Source organism: Mycobacterium sp. SMC-4, assembly GCF_025263265.1.
Classification (GTDB): domain Bacteria; phylum Actinomycetota; class Actinomycetes; order Mycobacteriales; family Mycobacteriaceae; genus Mycobacterium.
This window is the reverse complement of the sequence record NZ_CP079869.1, coordinates 3,808,334-3,824,525: the sequence shown is the minus strand read 5'-3', so window position 1 is coordinate 3,824,525 and position 16,192 is coordinate 3,808,334. Positions and strand designations below refer to the sequence as shown.

Below are 16,192 nucleotides of genomic sequence, written 5' to 3'. Positions count from 1 at the left end.
TCATTCGAGCGACCGATGCCGGTGAAAACCCCTACCACAGCACCATTCTGGGACGCGTTGTCCGAACATCGGGTGCGGATCCAGTACTCACCGTCTCTGCAGAGTTACGTCTTCTACCCGCGGGTGCGTGCGCCCAGAACCTTGGCCGACGACCTGGAGTGGCGAGAGATCTCCGGAATGGGGACGCTGTACTCCTATACGGTGGCCCGCCGTCCGGTCGGCCCGCATTTCGCCGATGCGGTACCGCAGTTGCTGGCGATCGTCGAATGGGACGAGGGCCCGCGGTTCTCCACCGAATTGGTCGACGTCGAACCCGGGGATATCAGGATCGGCATGCGGGTCAAACCGGTCTTCTGTGACTATCCCGAGCACGATGTGACGATGCTGCGATACGCGCCTGCCGATGACTGACCGTGCGGGTTGCGCGGTCACGCAGGCGCCGAACGGGTCACCGCGCCGGTGATTGTGCGTCGACGGTCGGAGAGTAGACGGCTGTCGTCTCGGTCCTGCCGCGCAGGGTGGTCTCGCCTCGAGGCGCCCAATGCCGACCCTCATCGGGCGGCGTGCGCGAGAATGCGGCCCCCGCGCACAGGACGCGTTCGTCGAACTCCTTGGCGTAGTCGGCCAGACGGGCGGCTTCGTTGACGGCGTCGCCGATCACGGTGTACTCGTAGCGGTTCTCGGCTCCGATATTGCCGGCGAAGACCGCGCCCGCTGACACCCCGATGCCGAAGTCGACCGGAAGCGTGCGCAACTCGGTGGCCAGGGCGCGGGCCGTCGCCATAGCGGAGGTCACCGGATCGTCGATACGAAGCGGTGCGCCGAACACCGCCAGCGCGGCATCACCCTGGAACTTGTTGATGAGACCGTCGCGGTCGTCGACCGCGGCCACCACAATGCGAAAGAAGTCGTTGAGGATGTCGGCTACCTCATGAGGCTCGCGGTCGACCGCCAGACGAGTGGAGCCGACCAGATCGATGAACAGGACAGCCACGTCACGTTCGTCACCGGACAGGGACTCATTCTGCTCGACAGCCCGCCGGACGACCTCCTCGCCGACATGACGTCCGAAAAGGTCACGCAGTCGGTTGCGTTCCCGCAGACCCGCGACCATGCGATTGAACCCACTTTGCAGACGCCCGATCTCAGACCACTCGTAGACCTCGATGGCCCGGTCGAAATTCCCCTTCTCGACGTCGGCCATCGCATCGACCACCTCGCCCACTGGGTCGGAGATCGACATCGATACCAGCATGATGGCGCGAAACCCCAGGACCACTGCGACCAAAGCCAACACGAAGACCGCGAGCTCGATCGGTGTGGCGGGGTCGAGCAGCCAGTTGTTGGCACGCAACACCAGCAGCACCGCGATCGCGGTGCCGGGAAGGCCTGTGCACACCACCCACATGAGGACCAGTCGCGCCCGTACGCCGGGCGCGACCGGCTGTACCTCGTCGGTGGGTACCGCGGCCAGCAACGGGCGGATGGCGCGCAGGGTGAACAGAAACCCGGTACAGACGGTGGCGATGGCCCCGAACAGGGTCGCCGAGGTGAGCACCACAAATGCGTCGACGGGGGCGTCGAGGTTCAGCGGCACAATGATCGCCGCGGTGAGCACCCATGGGGCGACGGTGATCGAGGCCTGACGGCGCATGGTCTTGGCCGCGGTCCGCACCTCGGAGGCGGTGGGCTCACGCCCGGCATCCAGCCAGCGAAGCGAGGGGCTCAGAATCGCGATAGCGCCGATGGCCACCGTGCCGGTGCCGACTGTCGCGATCACGGCGAGCGCGACGGCATTGCCGGTCGTGACGACGCTGCGCCCAGCCAGCGACATGACGATCGCCACCACTTCGCCGAGGGTGAACAGCCACGCCGAGGTCAGGCCCGCGGTGTAGCGGAGCAACAGGCGTGGCGGCCTCACCGGGCCGAAGGTATCAGCCGGGGGGCGTCCGACCTACGACTGCCGGGCCGGATTTGCAGCGTCGTCAGTCACTGGCCGGAAGCGGCTTGGCTTCCTTGAGCGCCAACGGCGTCGCCCCGACACTCAATGTGCCTTTGCCGGCCTTGGTGACGAGCACCTCGGCGCCGTTGTCGTCGACGTACCGCTTGCCCATCAGGTTGCCCTCGGACAGCGAATCCTCCAGCGACAGACTTGAGTCGACGTCGCTGCCGACGGGGACCATCGGTGCGCCGCCGGCCCGCAGGTCGTCGAGGCTCTCGGCGCTACGAACCACGATGACCTGGGTGTCACAGACCTGGGACTGCAGGCGGGTGCCGTTCTTGATCATGCAGGGGCTCCTTGTGTCGCGCCGGCTGGGCCGGCGATCGTTATGTCGCCGGCTGGGCCGACGACCGGTCCTGATTCAGTTCGGCAACGAGTTCGCGGCGCAGCACCTTGCCGGTCGCGTTGGTGGGCAATTCCGCACGGAACACCACCCGATCGGGGGTGCGGGATCCCCGCAGCTGTGCGCGCACATGTGCGCGCAGGTCCTCGATGTCAGGCTGTTCGTCGGGCTGCGGCACCACCACCGCGACGATGATCTGGCCCCACTGGGGGTCGTCGGCTCCGACCACCGCGCAATCACGGACGTGCGGGTGCTCGACCAGGACGTCCTCGATTTCGGCAGGAGCGATGTTCTCACCGCCGCGGATGATGGTGTCATCAGAGCGTCCCCCGATGAACAGGTAGCCCTCAGCGTCGAGGTAGGCGACATCCTTGGTGGGAAACCACCCCTGACCGTCGAGGACCGAGCCGATGTCGGTGTACCTACCCGACACCTGGTCGCCACGGACGAACAATTCGCCGGGCTCGTCGGGACCCAGCACGGTGCCGTCCTCGGCGCGGATCTGGACCTCGATGCCGGGGACCGGCTGACCGACCGATCCCAGCCGGCGGCCGGCAGCGTCGTCGGTGGCGGCCAGAGCGGCGCGGTGGTCGTCAGGGGTGAGTACGGCGATCGTCGAGCTGGTTTCGGTCAGCCCGTAGGCATTGACGAACCCGACCTGGGGTAGCAGCGAGAGCGCCTTGCGGACCAGGGGAAGTGGCACCTTCGACCCGCCGTAGGCCAGCGTGCGCAGCGTTGGCAGCGTTGTGCCCTGAGCCTCCAGGACACTGACGATCCGGTCGAGCATGGTCGGCACCACCGTCGCCGACGTGACGTGCTCGGCACGGACCAACTGGACCCAACGCTCGGCATCGAAATGCCTCAGGTACACCATTTTTCGTCCGGCGTACGGGTTGGACAAGGCAGCGCCGACACCGGCGATGTGATACGGCGGAACGCAGATCAGCGCCGCGTCGTCGGGTTCGGCCGACGCGAACTCAACCGTGCCGGTGATGTAGCTGGTGAGGTTGTTGTGGGTCAGCTCAACAGCTTTGGGCTTGGAAGTGGTGCCCGAGGTGAACAGCACCACCGCCACGGAGTCGGGGTCGGCGAACTCGACGACCGGCTCGGCGGTGCGGGCGGCACTGAGGTAGGCCTCCGACGACATCGTCCGGTAACCGTCGCCGACCGCCTCGCGATACTCGTCGTCGACCACCACGAGTGGGTCGGGCAGCCGGTCGAGCAGTGCGCGCAGACCGTCGGCCGAAAGGCGGTAGTTCAGCGGTGTGACCGGCACGGCGGCCCGCGCCGAGGCGAACAACAGCAGCGGCAGCATGGCGCCACCGGTGCCGACGTAGGCCACGTGCTGTGCGCCCGAGGCGGCGATCACGCCGGCGCCGCCATCGGCGAGCGCGCTGAGTTCGTCGGTGGTCAGGCGCAGGTCGTCGTCGACCACCGCGGTGCGGTCGGGGTCGCTGGAGCTGGCCATCTCCAGCAGTAGGGAGATGCTCATGCGCTTACCTTGGCATCGACGAAGATGTCACGGATCGGATCGTCCCCGCCGCCGTAGCGGGACAGATCGGTGACGCCCGCTTCGGCGAGGACCTCGGAATCGATGTAACACCTGCCGGTGACCGCGGCGGCGGGCCGGGACAGGATCACCGCCGCCGCGTCTCCCATGATCTGCGGGCTGCGCGAGGCCTTGGCCAGGTCGGACCCGGCGGCGAGGTTGGTCACCGCCGAGGTGGCGATGTAGGTCTCGGGCCACAGGCAGCTGAATCCGATGCCCCCGCCGTTTCGCTCCTGGCGGTACTCCTCGGCCCAGCCCAGCGACAGCAGCGTCATGCCGTACTTGGACAGCGTGTAAGACGGGTGCGCACCCAGCCAGTATGGGTTCATGTTCATCGGCGGCGCCAGGGTGAGCACGTGCGGGTTGTCCGACGCTCGTAGATGCGGGAGTGCTGCCTGGGTGAGCAGGAAGGTGCCGCGGACATTGATGTCCATCATGAGGTCGAACTTTTTGACCGGCAGCGTTTCGGTCGGTTCGGTGGCGATCGCGCTGGCATTGTTGACGACGATGTCGACACCGCCGAAGTGCTCGACCGCGGCCTGCACGGCGCGCGCGACATCGTCTTCTTTACGGACGTCGCCGACCACGGCAACCCCCTTGCCGCCGGCGGCTTCGACCTCGGTGACCGCGGTGAAGACGGTGCCGGGCAGTTTCGGGTGGGGTTCGGCCGTTTTGGCCAGCAGTACCACGTTGGCTCCGCGACGGGCGGCGCCCAGCGCGATCGCCAAACCGATGCCGCGGCTACCGCCGGACACGATCATGGTGCGGTTGGCGAACGTGGTCGCGCTCGGCAAGCTGGACATGAGCCTCCTCATACGGCACCAGATAGTGTCGTTCTCATTTTAGGCGAATCCCATAATCACTGTCTGCCGGGGCTTCGCCAGCGCCGTTGGGGATCGTGCACCCACTTCAGCGTGCACCTTTGCCTCAGACGGTATTGGCATTCTCATTTTTTGCAAGTACGTTATCCACCGATGACCCCACCAGCCGACGAGCCAGTGCAGACTCCCTCCGGGATTCCGCTGGCGCCTGTGTACGGACCCGAGGATCGGTCCGCAGACCCGCCTGCGCCGGGGGCCTACCCCTTCACCCGCGGTAATTTCGCCTCCGGGTACCGGGGCAAGACCTGGACATTTCGGCAATATTCGGGGTTCGGGACCGCTGAAGAGTCCAATCGCCGCTACCGCTACCTGCTCGATCAGGGTGGCACCGGTCTGTCAGTAGCGCTGGATCTGCCGACCCAGTGCGGCTATGACTCCGACGATCCCGAGTACGGCGAGGAGGTCGGACGGGTCGGCGTAGCGGTCGACACGCTCGCCGATGCGGAGATCCTCTTCGACGGCATCCCGCTGGATGCGATCAGTACCAGCTTCACGATCAACGGTACTGCCGCGATCCTGCTGGCGTTCTACGTCGCCGCTGCGGAAAAGAAGGGGGTGCCGCGGGAGAAGCTCACCGGCACCATTCAGAACGACATCCTCAAGGAGTATGCGTCGCGCGGCACCTGGATCTGGCCGCCGGAGCCGTCGCTGCGGCTGATCGCCGACACGATCGAGTTCTGCGCGGCCGAGGTGCCGCGGTTCAACGCGATCTCGGTGGCCGGGGCGCACTTCCGCGACGCCGGCGCAAACGCGGTGCAGGAGATGGCGTTCACCCTGGCCGACGGCGTGACCTACTGCGACACTGTCGTCGAGCGCGGTCGGATGACCATCGACAAGTTCGCTGCGCAGATCTCGTTCTTCTTCTACACCCACGGAGATTTCTTCGAGGAGATCGCCAAGTATCGCGCGGGCCGGCGCCGGTGGGCGACGATCGTGCGGGAGCGCTACGGCGCCACCACGGACAAGGCGTCGATGTTCCGGTTCGGCTGTGTCGCCGGTGGGGCATCGCTGTACGCGCCGCAGGCGCAGAACAACCTGGTGCGAGTCGCTTACGAGGCCATGGCCGCAGTACTGGGCGGGGTGCAGTCGATGTTCACCGCCGCCTGGGACGAACCGTTCGCGCTGCCGTCGGAGGAGTCGGCGACGCTGGCCCTGCGCACCCAGCAGATTCTGGCCTACGAGACCGGCGTCACGAAGGTGGCCGATCCGCTCGGCGGTTCCTACTTCGTCGAGGCGCTGACCGACGCCACCGAAGAGAAGATCATCGAGATCATGCACGATCTCGAAACCCACGGTGGCATGGTGCGGTGCATCGAGGACGGGTACCTGCAGGGTTTGATCGCCGACGAGGCGTACAAGATCCATCAGGAGGTAGAGTCCGGGGTCCGGCCCGTCGTGGGCGTGAACAAGTTCGTCGTCGACGAGCCGCCGCCGGACCTGGCCACCTACGAGCTCGACGCGCAGGGTCGCGACACACAGCTCAAGCGGCTGGCTAAGGTCAAGGCCGACCGCGACGGTGTCGCGGTCAAGGAGAGCCTCGCGGCGCTGGCGCGAGCGGCCGAGGGCGACGCCAACCTGATGCACAACCTGATCGATTGTGCCAACGCCTATTGCACGGTGGGAGAGATGGTTTCGACACTGAAGTCGGTATGGGGCGAATTCGCCCAGCCGGTGGTGTTCTAGTCATGGCGGAATCCACTCTGGATCGCCCGGTTCGGGTCCTTGTCGCCAAGCCGGGGCTCGACGGTCATGACCGCGGGGCCAAGATCGTCGCGCGCACGCTGCGTGACGCCGGCTTCGAGGTCATTTACACCGGCATCCGGCAGCGCATCGAGGACATCGTCTCGATCGCGCTGCAGGAGGACGTGGCACTGGTGGGTCTGTCGATCCTGTCCGGGGCACACATCGCGCTGACCACGCGAACCGTGGATGCACTGCGCGCCGCCGACGCCGGGGACATCGCCGTCGTGGTGGGCGGCACCATCCCTCAGGGGGACGTGCAGAGGTTGCTCGATGCCGGTGCGGCAGCGGTGTTTCCGACCGGCACCTCGTTGGAGGATCTGGTGCGTGAGGTGCGGGCGCTGACGGAGAAGGTGGACCAGTCGTGACAACGGGTTCGGCGAGAGAGCGCTCAGAGCGCCATCGGGGCCTTCAACGCGATCTGACCGCACTCTCGGAGGAGGCAGGGCGATGAGATTAGGCGTGATGATCGGGGCCGAGCGCGGTGACATGGCTCGCAAGGTCGCCAAGCTGATCGCCGACATCGAGTGGGCGGAATCTGCGGGGTTGGACACCGCGTGGATGCCGCAGGTGCCCAACGACTTCGACTGCCTGACCATGGTGGCGCTGATGGCTGCACACACTTCGCGTATCGAGCTGGGCACCGCCGTGGTGCCGTTGCAAGCCCAGCATCCGATCGCGCTTGCACGCCAGGCGCTTTCGGTGCACGCGATGGCTGCCGGCCGGCTCGCACTCGGGGTCGGCCCGTCGCACCACTGGATCGTGCGCGACATGCTCGGCTTGCCCTACGACAAGCCGGCGGCCTATACCCGCGACTACCTCGAGGTGCTCAACGCCGCTCTCCGCGGACCGGGTGACGTCGACGTCGAGAACAACACGTTCACTGTGCACAACCCGACGGTTCTGGGTGCCGAACAACCGCTTCCGGTGCTCGTCGCGGCGCTCGGACCGGTGATGCTGCAGATCGCCGGTGAGCGCGCCGACGGAACCGTGCTGTGGATGGCCGACGAGAAGGCGATCGGCCAGCACATCGCACCGAAGATCACTCAGGCGGCGGCAGCGGCGGGCCGACCCGCGCCCCGCATCGTGGCGGGGATCCCGGTGTGCTTGTGCGCCAACTCCGAGATCGACGCGGCAAAAGAGCGAGCCAATCGGATCCTGGCCGAGGCCGAGACGTCGCCGAACTACCAGAAGCTGCTCGACCGCGGTGACGCGCGCAACGTCGGAGATCTGTGTGCCGCCGGCGACGAAGAGTCGATCCTTCGTCGGTTCCAGCAGTTCGCCGATGCGGGCGTGACCGACCTGTCGGTGCGCCTGCTGCCGATCGGTGAGACGCGTGACGAGCTGGTGGCATCGAAGTACCGGACGCGCGAGGTGATCGGGGAGCTCGCGAAGGTGGTGCGATGAGCGCTTGCGCGAAGAGCCGAGGACCGCGATGAGCGCTTGCGCGAAGAGCCGAGGACCGCGATGAGCGCTTGCGCGAAGAGCCGAGGACCGCGGTGAGCGCTTGCGCGAAGAGCCGAGGACCGCGGTGAGCGCTTGCGCGAAGAGCCGAGGACCGCGGTGAGCACGGGGCCGCTGGCCGGAATTCGCATTCTCGAGGTCGGGGTGATGCTGGCCGGGCCGTACGCCACCATGATGCTGGCCGACCTCGGAGCCGAGGTCATCAAGATCGAACCGCCTGGCGGTGAGATCTCCCGCCAGGTCAGCGACAGCTATTTCGCCAGCCTCAATCGCAACAAACAGAGCCTGATACTCGACTTGAGGTCGGCCGAGGGGCGTGCCCGTCTCGGTGAGCTGGTCGCGGATTCCCATGCCCTTCTGGTCAACATGAAGCCGTCGGCGATCCGTCGGCTGGGGCTGACCTACGAAACGCTCAAGCGGTACAACGAGCGCATCGTGTGCGTAGCCATGACCGGCTTCGGCCTCGACGGGGGTGACGACCCGGCGTTCGACTACGTGATCCAGGCCGCGACCGGCGTCGCTGCCATGACGGGTGATCCCGACGGTCCACCGACGTTGCCGGGCTATTCGTCGGCGGACAACTCCACCGGCCTGACCGCGGCGCTGGGTCTGCTGGCCCAGATCGTGTCGGGTCGTGGCGGCCAAGTCGACGTGTCCCTGCAGGATGTGATGCTCTCGCAACTGAACTATCGCGCCGCGGCATTCCTCAACGACGGCGTTGCGCCTCAGCGTCATCCGTACGGTGCGCATTCGTACTATGTTCCAGCGCAATTGTTTCCGACTGCCGACGGTTACCTGGCGCTGTTCATCACCCACGACGCTTTCTGGGCTGCCTTCGCCGCCGAAGCCGGGATCGAGGGCTTTCCCACGATGGCTGAACGTGCCGCACGGCGTGACGAGGTGCTCTCCGTTGTCGGCGCAGCGCTGTCCGCTGACACCGCGGCTCGCTGGGAAGCCCGTTTACGGCCGCTCAACATCCCGGTCGCCGCGGTTCGTACGTTGCCCGAAGCGCTAGCCGCCACTCCGGACGTCCTGGTCAGCGCCGGCGACTTCCGACTGGTAGGCAGCCCGATCCGGATCGAGGGTTACACCCCGGTCTACCGTCCGGCGCCCGCACTCGATGAGCGGCGCGAGGGGTCATCTCCCTCGGCTCAATCGTCGTAAGTGACCGACACCGACGGGGAGTCGGGTACGGCCTGGCACGTGAGAACGTACCCGTCGGCCACCTCGTCCTCGGTCAGCGCATCGTTGACCCGCATCGTCGCGGCCCCGTCGGTCACCAGTGCCATACAGGTGCCGCAGTTGCCCGCTTCGCAGGAGAACGGCGGGCCCATTCCGGCTCGGCGCGCGCTCTCCAAGAGTGTCTCGCCCGGACGGGTGGGGACCGACGCGGTGCTGCCGTCCAACTTGATGGTGATGGTGCCCTGGGCATCGCCCGGCTCTGTCACTGCAGCCCCTGCTCCCGGTGCCTGCGGGTCGGTCATCGGACCCTCTCTCGACATTGTCATTCTGATAATAGGAGAATACTATTCTCCCCGACAAGCGGTACCCCTCTCACCCTTGTCAAAACATCGCTACCTGCGGAAGGGGCCCGCGCGACGTGAGTGAGCCAATGGCGCTCGCCTTCGAGGATCGGCAGTACAGCCTGGCCGATCTCGACGCCTTGACGGCAGGGATGGCTGAAGTGTTGCAGCGGCAGGGAGTGGCCAACGGTTCCCGTGTCGCTGTGATGTCGTCGAACCGTCCCGAGTTCGTCGTCGCCCTACGAGCAATCTGGCGACTCGGAGCAGCCGCAGTGTTGTTGAGCCCGGCGTGGAAACACGACGAGGTCAACCACGCGATCTCGCTGACCCAACCCACCCACGCGGTGGGGGACCATCCGGTACTCGCCGACACGATGCCGATGCGCCACCTCGACGAGCCGGTTCCCGCAGTGGAATCGTCACCACATCGGGTCGATCCCGACCCCGACACCGACGCGGTGTTGGTGTTCAGTTCGGGCACCACCGGCATGCCGAAAGCCGTCCGGCACACCCACACGTCGCTGGCCGCTGCGGTCCGGCACTGGCGGGGCGCACTGCAATTGACCTCGGCGGACCGGTTGCAGATCATGACGCCGCCGTCACACATTCTGGGTTTGCTCAACATCGTGATGGCGCTGGACACCGGCGCCTGGATTCGGCTGCACCGACGCTTCGACATCGAGATGATGCTGCGGCACATCGAGTCCGACCGCCTCACCATCGAAATGGCCGTGGCGCCCATCGCGTTGGCGCTCTCGGCGCATCCGGATCTGGAACGTTACGACCTGAGCTCGCTGCGCTACATCATGTGGTGCGCAACGCCGGTCACCGAGAGCGTGGCCGAAACGGTCACCGCACGTACCGGCGTGAAGTGGGTGACGGCCTACGGCGCCAGTGAGCTGCCGGTGATCTCCTGCAATGACCTCGACGACGCGCGGCTGGACACCGTCGGGCGCGCAGTCGACACGGTGCAGGTGCGCATCGCGTCGCTGAAGACGGGAGAGCCGGTCGGGTCGGACACCGAGGGTGAAATCCAGGTCCGGTCGGCGGCGGTAATGGCCGGCTACCTGCCGGAATCAGCGACCGTCGAGGCATTTTCGGGTCCCTGGTACCGCACCGGTGATGTCGGAACCCTCGACGGCGGCGGCTGGTTGCGCATCACCGACCGCGCCAAGGAGATGATCAAGGTGCGTGGCTTCCAGGTCGCGCCCGCCGAAATCGAGGCCGTGCTGCACGGACACCCCGCCGTCGAGGACTGCGCGGTGTTCGGCGTGCCGTCCGCCGACGGGGAGGCCATCGTGGCCGCGGTCAAGGTTGCTACTGCAGTGGACCCCGACGACCTTGCCGGCCTGGTGGCCGAGCGGTTGGCCTCGTACAAGAAACCCGGCCGCGTCATCCTCGTCGACGACATCCCGCGCCTGCCGTCAGGAAAGGTGCTTCGCCGAGTGTTACGGGAGCGGGCGATGAGCGATTGCGCGAAGAGCGGAGGAAACAATGGACGTCCGATTGACCAGTGAACAAAGACAATTGCGCGACGCCGCCGCAGAACTGGCCGCCGATCTGGGGCCGGGCTCGGTGGCCGAGCTGGAGGACCAGAGCCGGTTCGGGCGGCTGGAAAAGGCGGTCGACGCCACCGGATTTCGCACCCTACGTTCTGATGGCGCATCGGCGGTCGAGGTCGCCCTGGTGGCCGAGGAGTTCGGGCGGGGCCTGGTCGATGTGCCGTTCCTGGGGCCGGTGCTGCTCGACGACCTGGCCGCCCGCCTGGGGCGCGCGGTATCCGACCAGCCCGCCAGGACCGCGACCGTTGATCTGACCAACAGTTTGGAAGGCGTGACGGAATCACCGGCTGAGCTCTCTGAACTCGCGGACGAGGAGGCCGGACGCTGGTATGCGCTCGCGCTGACGGCGACCACCGCCGACATCCTTGGCGCCGCCCGGGGCACGCACGCACTGGCCACCGAGTACGCGAAGGTGCGTGCCCAGTACGGCGCCACCATCGGGTCCTACCAGGCTGTCGCGCATCTGCTCGCCGAAAGCCTGGCCCTGATCGAGGGCGCGATCAGCGTGACGCGCCACGCTGCATGGGCGGTCGACGAACTGCCGGTCGCCGAGGCGATCGAGGCCGGCCGGGTCGCCAAGATCTACACCACACGCGCCGCGTTGACCGTGTGCGAAACGTCGATCCAGGTGCACGGCGGTATCGGCAACACCTGGGAATGTCTGGCCCACGTCTATCTGCGACGTGTACTGACCGCCACCGAGGCCTGGCCCGTGAAGCTGGAGGAGCTGACCATTGGACTTTCGTGATTCGCCCGACGAGGCTGCTTTTCGGGAACGGTTGCGCGGCTGGCTGACCGAGCAGAAGGGTAAATTCCCGACTTCCGGCGATGCGTACTGGGCCAAGGCCGGCGAGTGGCACCAGGCCTTGTTCGAGGCCGGCTTCTTCGGCACCTCGTGGCCGAAGGCGTACGGCGGGCAGGATCTCCCCCCGGTGTACGACGTCATCGTCGACGAGGAAATCGCGAAAGCCGGTGCACCCGCTCGGCCGAGCTTGGGCTATCTCGTCGTCGGCCTGAGCCACCATGGCAGTGAAGAGCTCCGACAGCGGTTCCTGCCCGGGATGATCAACGGCACTGAGCGCTGGTGTCAGGGCTTCTCCGAGCCTGGAGCGGGATCGGACCTGGCGTCGCTGACCACCACCGCGGTCCAAGAGGGTGACGAGTACCTGATCACCGGACACAAGATCTGGACCAGTTACTCCGATGTCGCCGACTGGTGTCTGGTGTTGGCGCGCACCGACAAGAACTTGCCGAAACACAAAGGCATCTCGGCGTTCATCGTCAACATGCATCAGCCCGGTATCGAGCAGCGCCCGCTGAAGATGATCAGCGGCGTGACCAAGGAGTTCGGCCAGGTCAGTTTCGACGGTGCGCGGGTGCCCGCCGAGAACATGGTCGGCGCCCCGGGAGAAGGTTGGAAACTGGCGATGACAGTGGTCAGCCATGAACGCGAGCCGTCTACTCTCGGCTTCTCCGCGCGATACGGAAAGACCGTGCGGCAGTTGGCGTCCCAGGTGCAGGGAGCGCCGCCGGAGGAGCTCTCGTGGGCCTGGGTGCAGACCGAGATGCTGCGACTGCACGTGCGGCGCAGGCTCTCCGAGCAGCTCGACGGCATCACCCACGGCCCGGGAGGGTCACTCGACAAGCTGCTGATGACGTGGACTGAGCAGTCGGTCGGGCATGCGGCCCTGACGACCGTGGGCACCGGAGACGACGAGATGTTCGGTGCCTATATGTACAGCCGCGCCCAGAGTGTCATGGGCGGCACGTCACAGATCCAGAAGAACATCATCGCGCAACGAATCCTAGGATTGTGAGACTTCAGATGTACGGCATGCCAGAAGAAATCGATGTTCAGGCCGACAATGCACTGCGCATCATCACGCTGAACCGGCCCGACGACCTCAACGCGGTCAACGACAATTTGCACGTCGGGCTGGCCAAGATCTGGGAGGAACTCAACGAGGACACCGGTGCGCGGGCCGCCGTCATCACCGGTGCGGGCCGGGCGTTTTCGGCCGGCGGTGACTTCAACTACCTCGACGAGCTGCGCAACGACGAGGCCCTGCGACAGAAGACGATCAAGCACGGCCGCGACCTGGTGATCGGCATGGTGCGCTGCCGCATCCCGGTGATCGCTGCCGTCAACGGTCCGGCCGTCGGTCTGGGCTGCAGCCTGGCTGCGCTGTCCGACGTCGTCTACATCGCCGAGGACGCCTTCTTCGCCGACCCACACGTGTCGATCGGTCTGGTCGCCGCCGACGGTGGACCGCTGGTGTGGGGTTCCCAGATCAGTCTGTTGCAGGCCAAGGAGTTCGCGCTCACCGGCGTGCGGATCAAGGCGCAGCGCGCCGTAGAACTCGGATTGGCCAACCATGTGGTGGCGGATCCTCTCGGTGAGGCCGTGGCCTGCGCGAAGAAGATGATCGAACTACCCCAGCAGGCAGTCGAGGCGACCAAGCGGTTGATGAACATCCAATTGGAGAAATCGGTCATGGCATCGCTGGATTACGCGAATTTGGCCGAGTACGTATCTTTCGGCACCGCCGACTTCAACAAGATCGTCGATGGGCTGATCTCCAAGAAGTAGCCACTCGTCGCGGAATGCTATTCCGCGGTATGGGATTCGGAGCGCTGGATAGTTCCGGTTACGCCGCTGGCGTCTTGCTGAGCGAGCCACACCGCGGCCCTGCCCATCGCCTCGGGCGGTTCGACCATCTCCGGCGGGATCTCGATCCCGCCGCCGGCGGCCCGCCAACCTTCGGTCAGTACCACCCGAGAGGGACTCAGGCAGTTGACGGCGATGTTGTCGGGCTGCAGGTCGCTGGCCAGCCCGAGATAGAGCCGCTCGGTCGCGGCCTTGGACACCCAGTAGGCATTCGCGCCACGGTCGGTCATCGTGACACCGGTGGTGGTCACCGCGATCAGCGATCCGGCACCGCGGGCGCGCACATGCGGGATGACGGCTTTGGTGACCAGGAAGACGCCGGTGGTGTTGACGTCGAGGCACAGCTGCCACCGCCGTAGCGGTGTTGCCTCGATGGAATCCATCCACAGCACGCCGGCGTTGGCCACCAGTATGTCGATGCCGCCGAATTCGGCGACGGTGGCGCTGACTGCGTCCGCTACCGAATCCTCGCTGGTGACGTCGCAGCGCACCGGTAGCGCGCGACCGCCGACGGTCGAAATCGTCTGTGCCACCGCGCCGATTGTGCCAGGCAGCTTGCCCTCGGTCTCCGAGCGGGCGGCCACCGCGACCGCTGCACCGGCCTCGGCAAGTGCCACGGCGATGGTCGCACCAATGCCGCGGCTGGCGCCGGCGACGAATGCCACGCGGCCCTCCAGCGGACGGGTCGCCTCCCTGCTCACTTCGGCGGGAATCGCAGCCCCCCGTCGAGCCGGATCACCTCGCCGTTGAGGTAGTCATTTTCGATGATGCTCTGCGCGAGGCGCGCATACTCCGACGAGCGGCCCATCCGCTTCGGGAACGGCACTTGCGGGCCCCAGTACTGCTCGAGCTGGTCGGCGGCCTTCCCGTAGGCCGGGGTGTTGATGGTCCCCGGCGCAATGGTCACCACTCGGATTCCCAGCGGCGACAGGTCGCGCGCGGCGACAAGGGTCATGCCCAACACCCCGCCCTTGGCCGCCGAGTACGGCAGCTGGCCGATCTGGCCTTCGACGCCGGCGATCGACGCGGTGGTGACGATGACGCCGCGTGCGCCCTCCTCGAGCGGGTCGGTGGTGGCGATGGCCGCTGCGGACAGTCGCATGACGTTGAAGACCGCGGTCAGGTAGAACTCGATGGTGGTGCGGAAACCTTCCAGGTCCAGCGGCGACCCGTCCTTGCCGATCAGTCGGCCACCGCTGGCCGGGCCGCCGTGCGTATCGATCGAGATGCGCAGCGGCGCAAGGGACTGTGCTGCAGCAATGGCCTCGTTGACCGACTCCTCGGAGGTGGCGTCGGTGCGGACATATCGCACCCCGAGTTCCTGCTCGAGTTCCTTGCCCTTTTCATCGGCCAGGTCGGCGACGACGACCTTGGCGCCCGCATCGTTGAGTCGGCGCACGGTCGCCTCACCCAGACCGCCCGCGCCTCCCACCACCACTGCCGAACTGCCGGCGATCTGCATGTGAACGACCCTTCTTGAAATGCTGACTCTCGGTAGGAGAGAATATCATTCTCGGCTGACTGGCGGAACGGGTGAAGAGAGGTGAGCGGGCTGCGTACTGTTCCAGGCGTGACCATCGACGAGCTCGTCGCCGCCGCCCGCGCCGGCTCGCCCCGGGCCGCCGGACGGCTGCTCAGCTACATGGAGGGCGGACAGCGCGACGCGGTGCTCGAGGCGCTGGGCGAGGTGGTGCCGGCCCGCGTCGTGGGAATCACCGGACCGCCGGGTGCCGGCAAGTCGACCACGGTGGGTGCGCTGGTAGGGGCCTACCGCGCAGGCGGCAAGCGGGTCGCTGTGCTGGCCGTCGATCCGTCCTCGCCCTACAGCGGTGGGGCGCTGCTCGGCGACCGGATCCGGATGGCCGCGCATATCAACGACCCGGACGTGTTGATCCGGTCGGTGGCCAGCAGGGGTCATCTCGGAGGGCTGGCGGCGGCCGTCCCGGCGTCGATCACGCTGCTGTCGGCTCTGTGCTTCGACCTGGTCATCCTCGAGACCGTCGGCGTGGGACAGTCGGAGATCGAGATTGCCGCGGTCGCCGATCCCACCGTCGTGATCCTCAATCCCGGCGCCGGTGATGCGGTTCAGGCGGCGAAGGCGGGCCTATTGGAGGTCGCCGACATCGTCGCGGTCAACAAGGCCGACCGCGAGGGCGCCGACCAGACGGTGCGTGACCTCCGGGCAGAGACCGCCGCGCCGATCGTGAAACTGATTGCCGCGCAGGGGGAGGGCATCACCGAGCTGATGGACGCCATCGAGGCCACCCATCGGTCCGATGACCCCCAGCGCCGTGCCGCGCGGGCCCGCTCGCAGATCCTGTCACTGGCCCAGACCCTCTTACGTCAGCACGCCGACCTCGACGACGTCGCCGCGTCGGTCGCCGAAGGGCGTTCGGATCCGTACACGGCTGCGGCCCGGTTGATCGCCCGGGGGACCTGACCCCTGCCGCGACGCCATGG

17 protein-coding genes are annotated in these 16,192 nt (G+C 66.7%); 10 read left to right on the top strand and 7 right to left on the bottom strand.

Features of this window, described 5'->3' with window-relative positions; all coding sequences use genetic code 11:
• The first annotated feature begins 15 nt into the window (after positions 1-15).
• Positions 16-411 (top strand): Zn-ribbon domain-containing OB-fold protein, encoded by a 396-nt coding sequence (locus tag KXD98_RS18055; RefSeq protein WP_260765282.1) that lies wholly within the window; start codon positions 16-18, stop codon positions 409-411.
• A 37-nt stretch (positions 412-448) separates the two neighbouring features.
• Here the strand turns inward: KXD98_RS18055 and KXD98_RS18050 are convergent, their stop codons facing one another.
• The 4 genes from KXD98_RS18050 to KXD98_RS18035 all read right to left on the bottom strand — a co-directional run bounded on the left by KXD98_RS18050 (position 449) and on the right by KXD98_RS18035 (position 4,697).
• The gene (locus tag KXD98_RS18050) at positions 449-1,921 is read right to left on the bottom strand and encodes an adenylate/guanylate cyclase domain-containing protein (RefSeq protein WP_260759725.1); all 1,473 of its coding nucleotides are present in this window, start codon (positions 1,919-1,921) and stop codon (positions 449-451) included.
• A gap of 64 nt (positions 1,922-1,985) precedes the next feature.
• Positions 1,986-2,288 (bottom strand): hypothetical protein, encoded by a 303-nt coding sequence (locus tag KXD98_RS18045; protein WP_260759724.1) that lies wholly within the window; start codon positions 2,286-2,288, stop codon positions 1,986-1,988.
• Positions 2,289-2,328: 40 nt separating this feature from the next.
• Positions 2,329-3,837 carry a class I adenylate-forming enzyme family protein gene (locus tag KXD98_RS18040; RefSeq protein WP_260759723.1) on the bottom strand — a complete coding sequence of 503 codons (1,509 nt, stop codon included), beginning with the start codon at positions 3,835-3,837 and terminating at the stop codon, positions 2,329-2,331.
• Positions 3,834-4,697: an NAD(P)-dependent oxidoreductase gene (locus KXD98_RS18035; RefSeq protein ID WP_260759722.1), complete on the bottom strand. Its 864-nt coding sequence runs from the start codon at positions 4,695-4,697 to the stop codon at positions 3,834-3,836. Before KXD98_RS18035 ends, KXD98_RS18040 begins: the two co-directional genes overlap by 4 nt.
• Positions 4,698-4,868: 171 nt before the next feature.
• On the opposite strand from KXD98_RS18035, the gene KXD98_RS18030 reads away from it, so the two are divergent.
• The 4 genes from KXD98_RS18030 to KXD98_RS18015 all read left to right on the top strand — a co-directional run bounded on the left by KXD98_RS18030 (position 4,869) and on the right by KXD98_RS18015 (position 9,143).
• Positions 4,869-6,458 (top strand): methylmalonyl-CoA mutase family protein, encoded by a 1,590-nt coding sequence (locus KXD98_RS18030; RefSeq protein WP_260759721.1) that lies wholly within the window; start codon positions 4,869-4,871, stop codon positions 6,456-6,458.
• A 2-nt stretch (positions 6,459-6,460) separates the two neighbouring features.
• Positions 6,461-6,883, top strand: coding sequence for a cobalamin B12-binding domain-containing protein (locus KXD98_RS18025; protein WP_260759720.1), 423 nt, complete (start codon positions 6,461-6,463; stop codon positions 6,881-6,883).
• An 82-nt stretch (positions 6,884-6,965) separates the two neighbouring features.
• Positions 6,966-7,922 (top strand): LLM class F420-dependent oxidoreductase, encoded by a 957-nt coding sequence (locus tag KXD98_RS18020; protein ID WP_260759719.1) that lies wholly within the window; start codon positions 6,966-6,968, stop codon positions 7,920-7,922.
• A 156-nt stretch (positions 7,923-8,078) separates the two neighbouring features.
• On the top strand, positions 8,079-9,143 hold the full coding sequence (locus tag KXD98_RS18015; RefSeq protein WP_260759718.1) for a CaiB/BaiF CoA-transferase family protein: 1,065 nt from the start codon (positions 8,079-8,081) through the stop codon (positions 9,141-9,143).
• Here the strand turns inward: KXD98_RS18015 and KXD98_RS18010 are convergent.
• On the bottom strand, positions 9,131-9,463 hold the full coding sequence (locus tag KXD98_RS18010; protein WP_260759717.1) for a 2Fe-2S iron-sulfur cluster-binding protein: 333 nt from the start codon (positions 9,461-9,463) through the stop codon (positions 9,131-9,133). The genes KXD98_RS18015 and KXD98_RS18010 overlap by 13 nt on opposite strands.
• A 116-nt stretch (positions 9,464-9,579) precedes the next feature.
• Here KXD98_RS18010 and KXD98_RS18005 point away from each other — a divergent pair, with 116 nt between their 5' ends.
• The 4 genes from KXD98_RS18005 to KXD98_RS17990 are packed head-to-tail and all read left to right on the top strand — an operon-like array spanning position 9,580 to position 13,654.
• Positions 9,580-11,019: a class I adenylate-forming enzyme family protein gene (locus KXD98_RS18005; RefSeq protein ID WP_260759716.1), complete on the top strand. Its 1,440-nt coding sequence runs from the start codon at positions 9,580-9,582 to the stop codon at positions 11,017-11,019.
• A complete protein-coding gene (locus tag KXD98_RS18000) occupies positions 10,997-11,812 on the top strand; it encodes an acyl-CoA dehydrogenase family protein (RefSeq protein ID WP_260759715.1) in 816 nt (271 codons plus the stop codon). The genes KXD98_RS18005 and KXD98_RS18000 overlap by 23 nt, the downstream gene beginning before the upstream one ends.
• Complete coding sequence (locus KXD98_RS17995; RefSeq protein ID WP_260759714.1) at positions 11,799-12,881, top strand: acyl-CoA dehydrogenase family protein; 1,083 nt, start codon at positions 11,799-11,801, stop codon at positions 12,879-12,881. Before KXD98_RS18000 ends, KXD98_RS17995 begins: the two co-directional genes overlap by 14 nt.
• A gap of 8 nt (positions 12,882-12,889) precedes the next feature.
• A complete protein-coding gene (locus KXD98_RS17990; RefSeq protein ID WP_260765281.1) occupies positions 12,890-13,654 on the top strand; it encodes an enoyl-CoA hydratase/isomerase family protein in 765 nt (254 codons plus the stop codon).
• Between the two features lie 17 nt (positions 13,655-13,671).
• Here KXD98_RS17990 and KXD98_RS17985 read toward each other — a convergent pair whose 3' ends face one another.
• The gene (locus KXD98_RS17985) at positions 13,672-14,433 is read right to left on the bottom strand and encodes an SDR family NAD(P)-dependent oxidoreductase (RefSeq protein WP_260759713.1); all 762 of its coding nucleotides are present in this window, start codon (positions 14,431-14,433) and stop codon (positions 13,672-13,674) included.
• Positions 14,430-15,194, bottom strand: coding sequence for an SDR family NAD(P)-dependent oxidoreductase (locus tag KXD98_RS17980; RefSeq protein ID WP_260759712.1), 765 nt, complete (start codon positions 15,192-15,194; stop codon positions 14,430-14,432). The genes KXD98_RS17985 and KXD98_RS17980 overlap by 4 nt, the downstream gene beginning before the upstream one ends.
• Positions 15,195-15,302: 108 nt before the next feature.
• Here KXD98_RS17980 and KXD98_RS17975 point away from each other — a divergent pair, with 108 nt between their 5' ends.
• A complete protein-coding gene (locus KXD98_RS17975) occupies positions 15,303-16,172 on the top strand; it encodes an ArgK/MeaB family GTPase (protein WP_260759711.1) in 870 nt (289 codons plus the stop codon).
• The last annotated feature ends 20 nt before the right edge of the window (positions 16,173-16,192 follow it).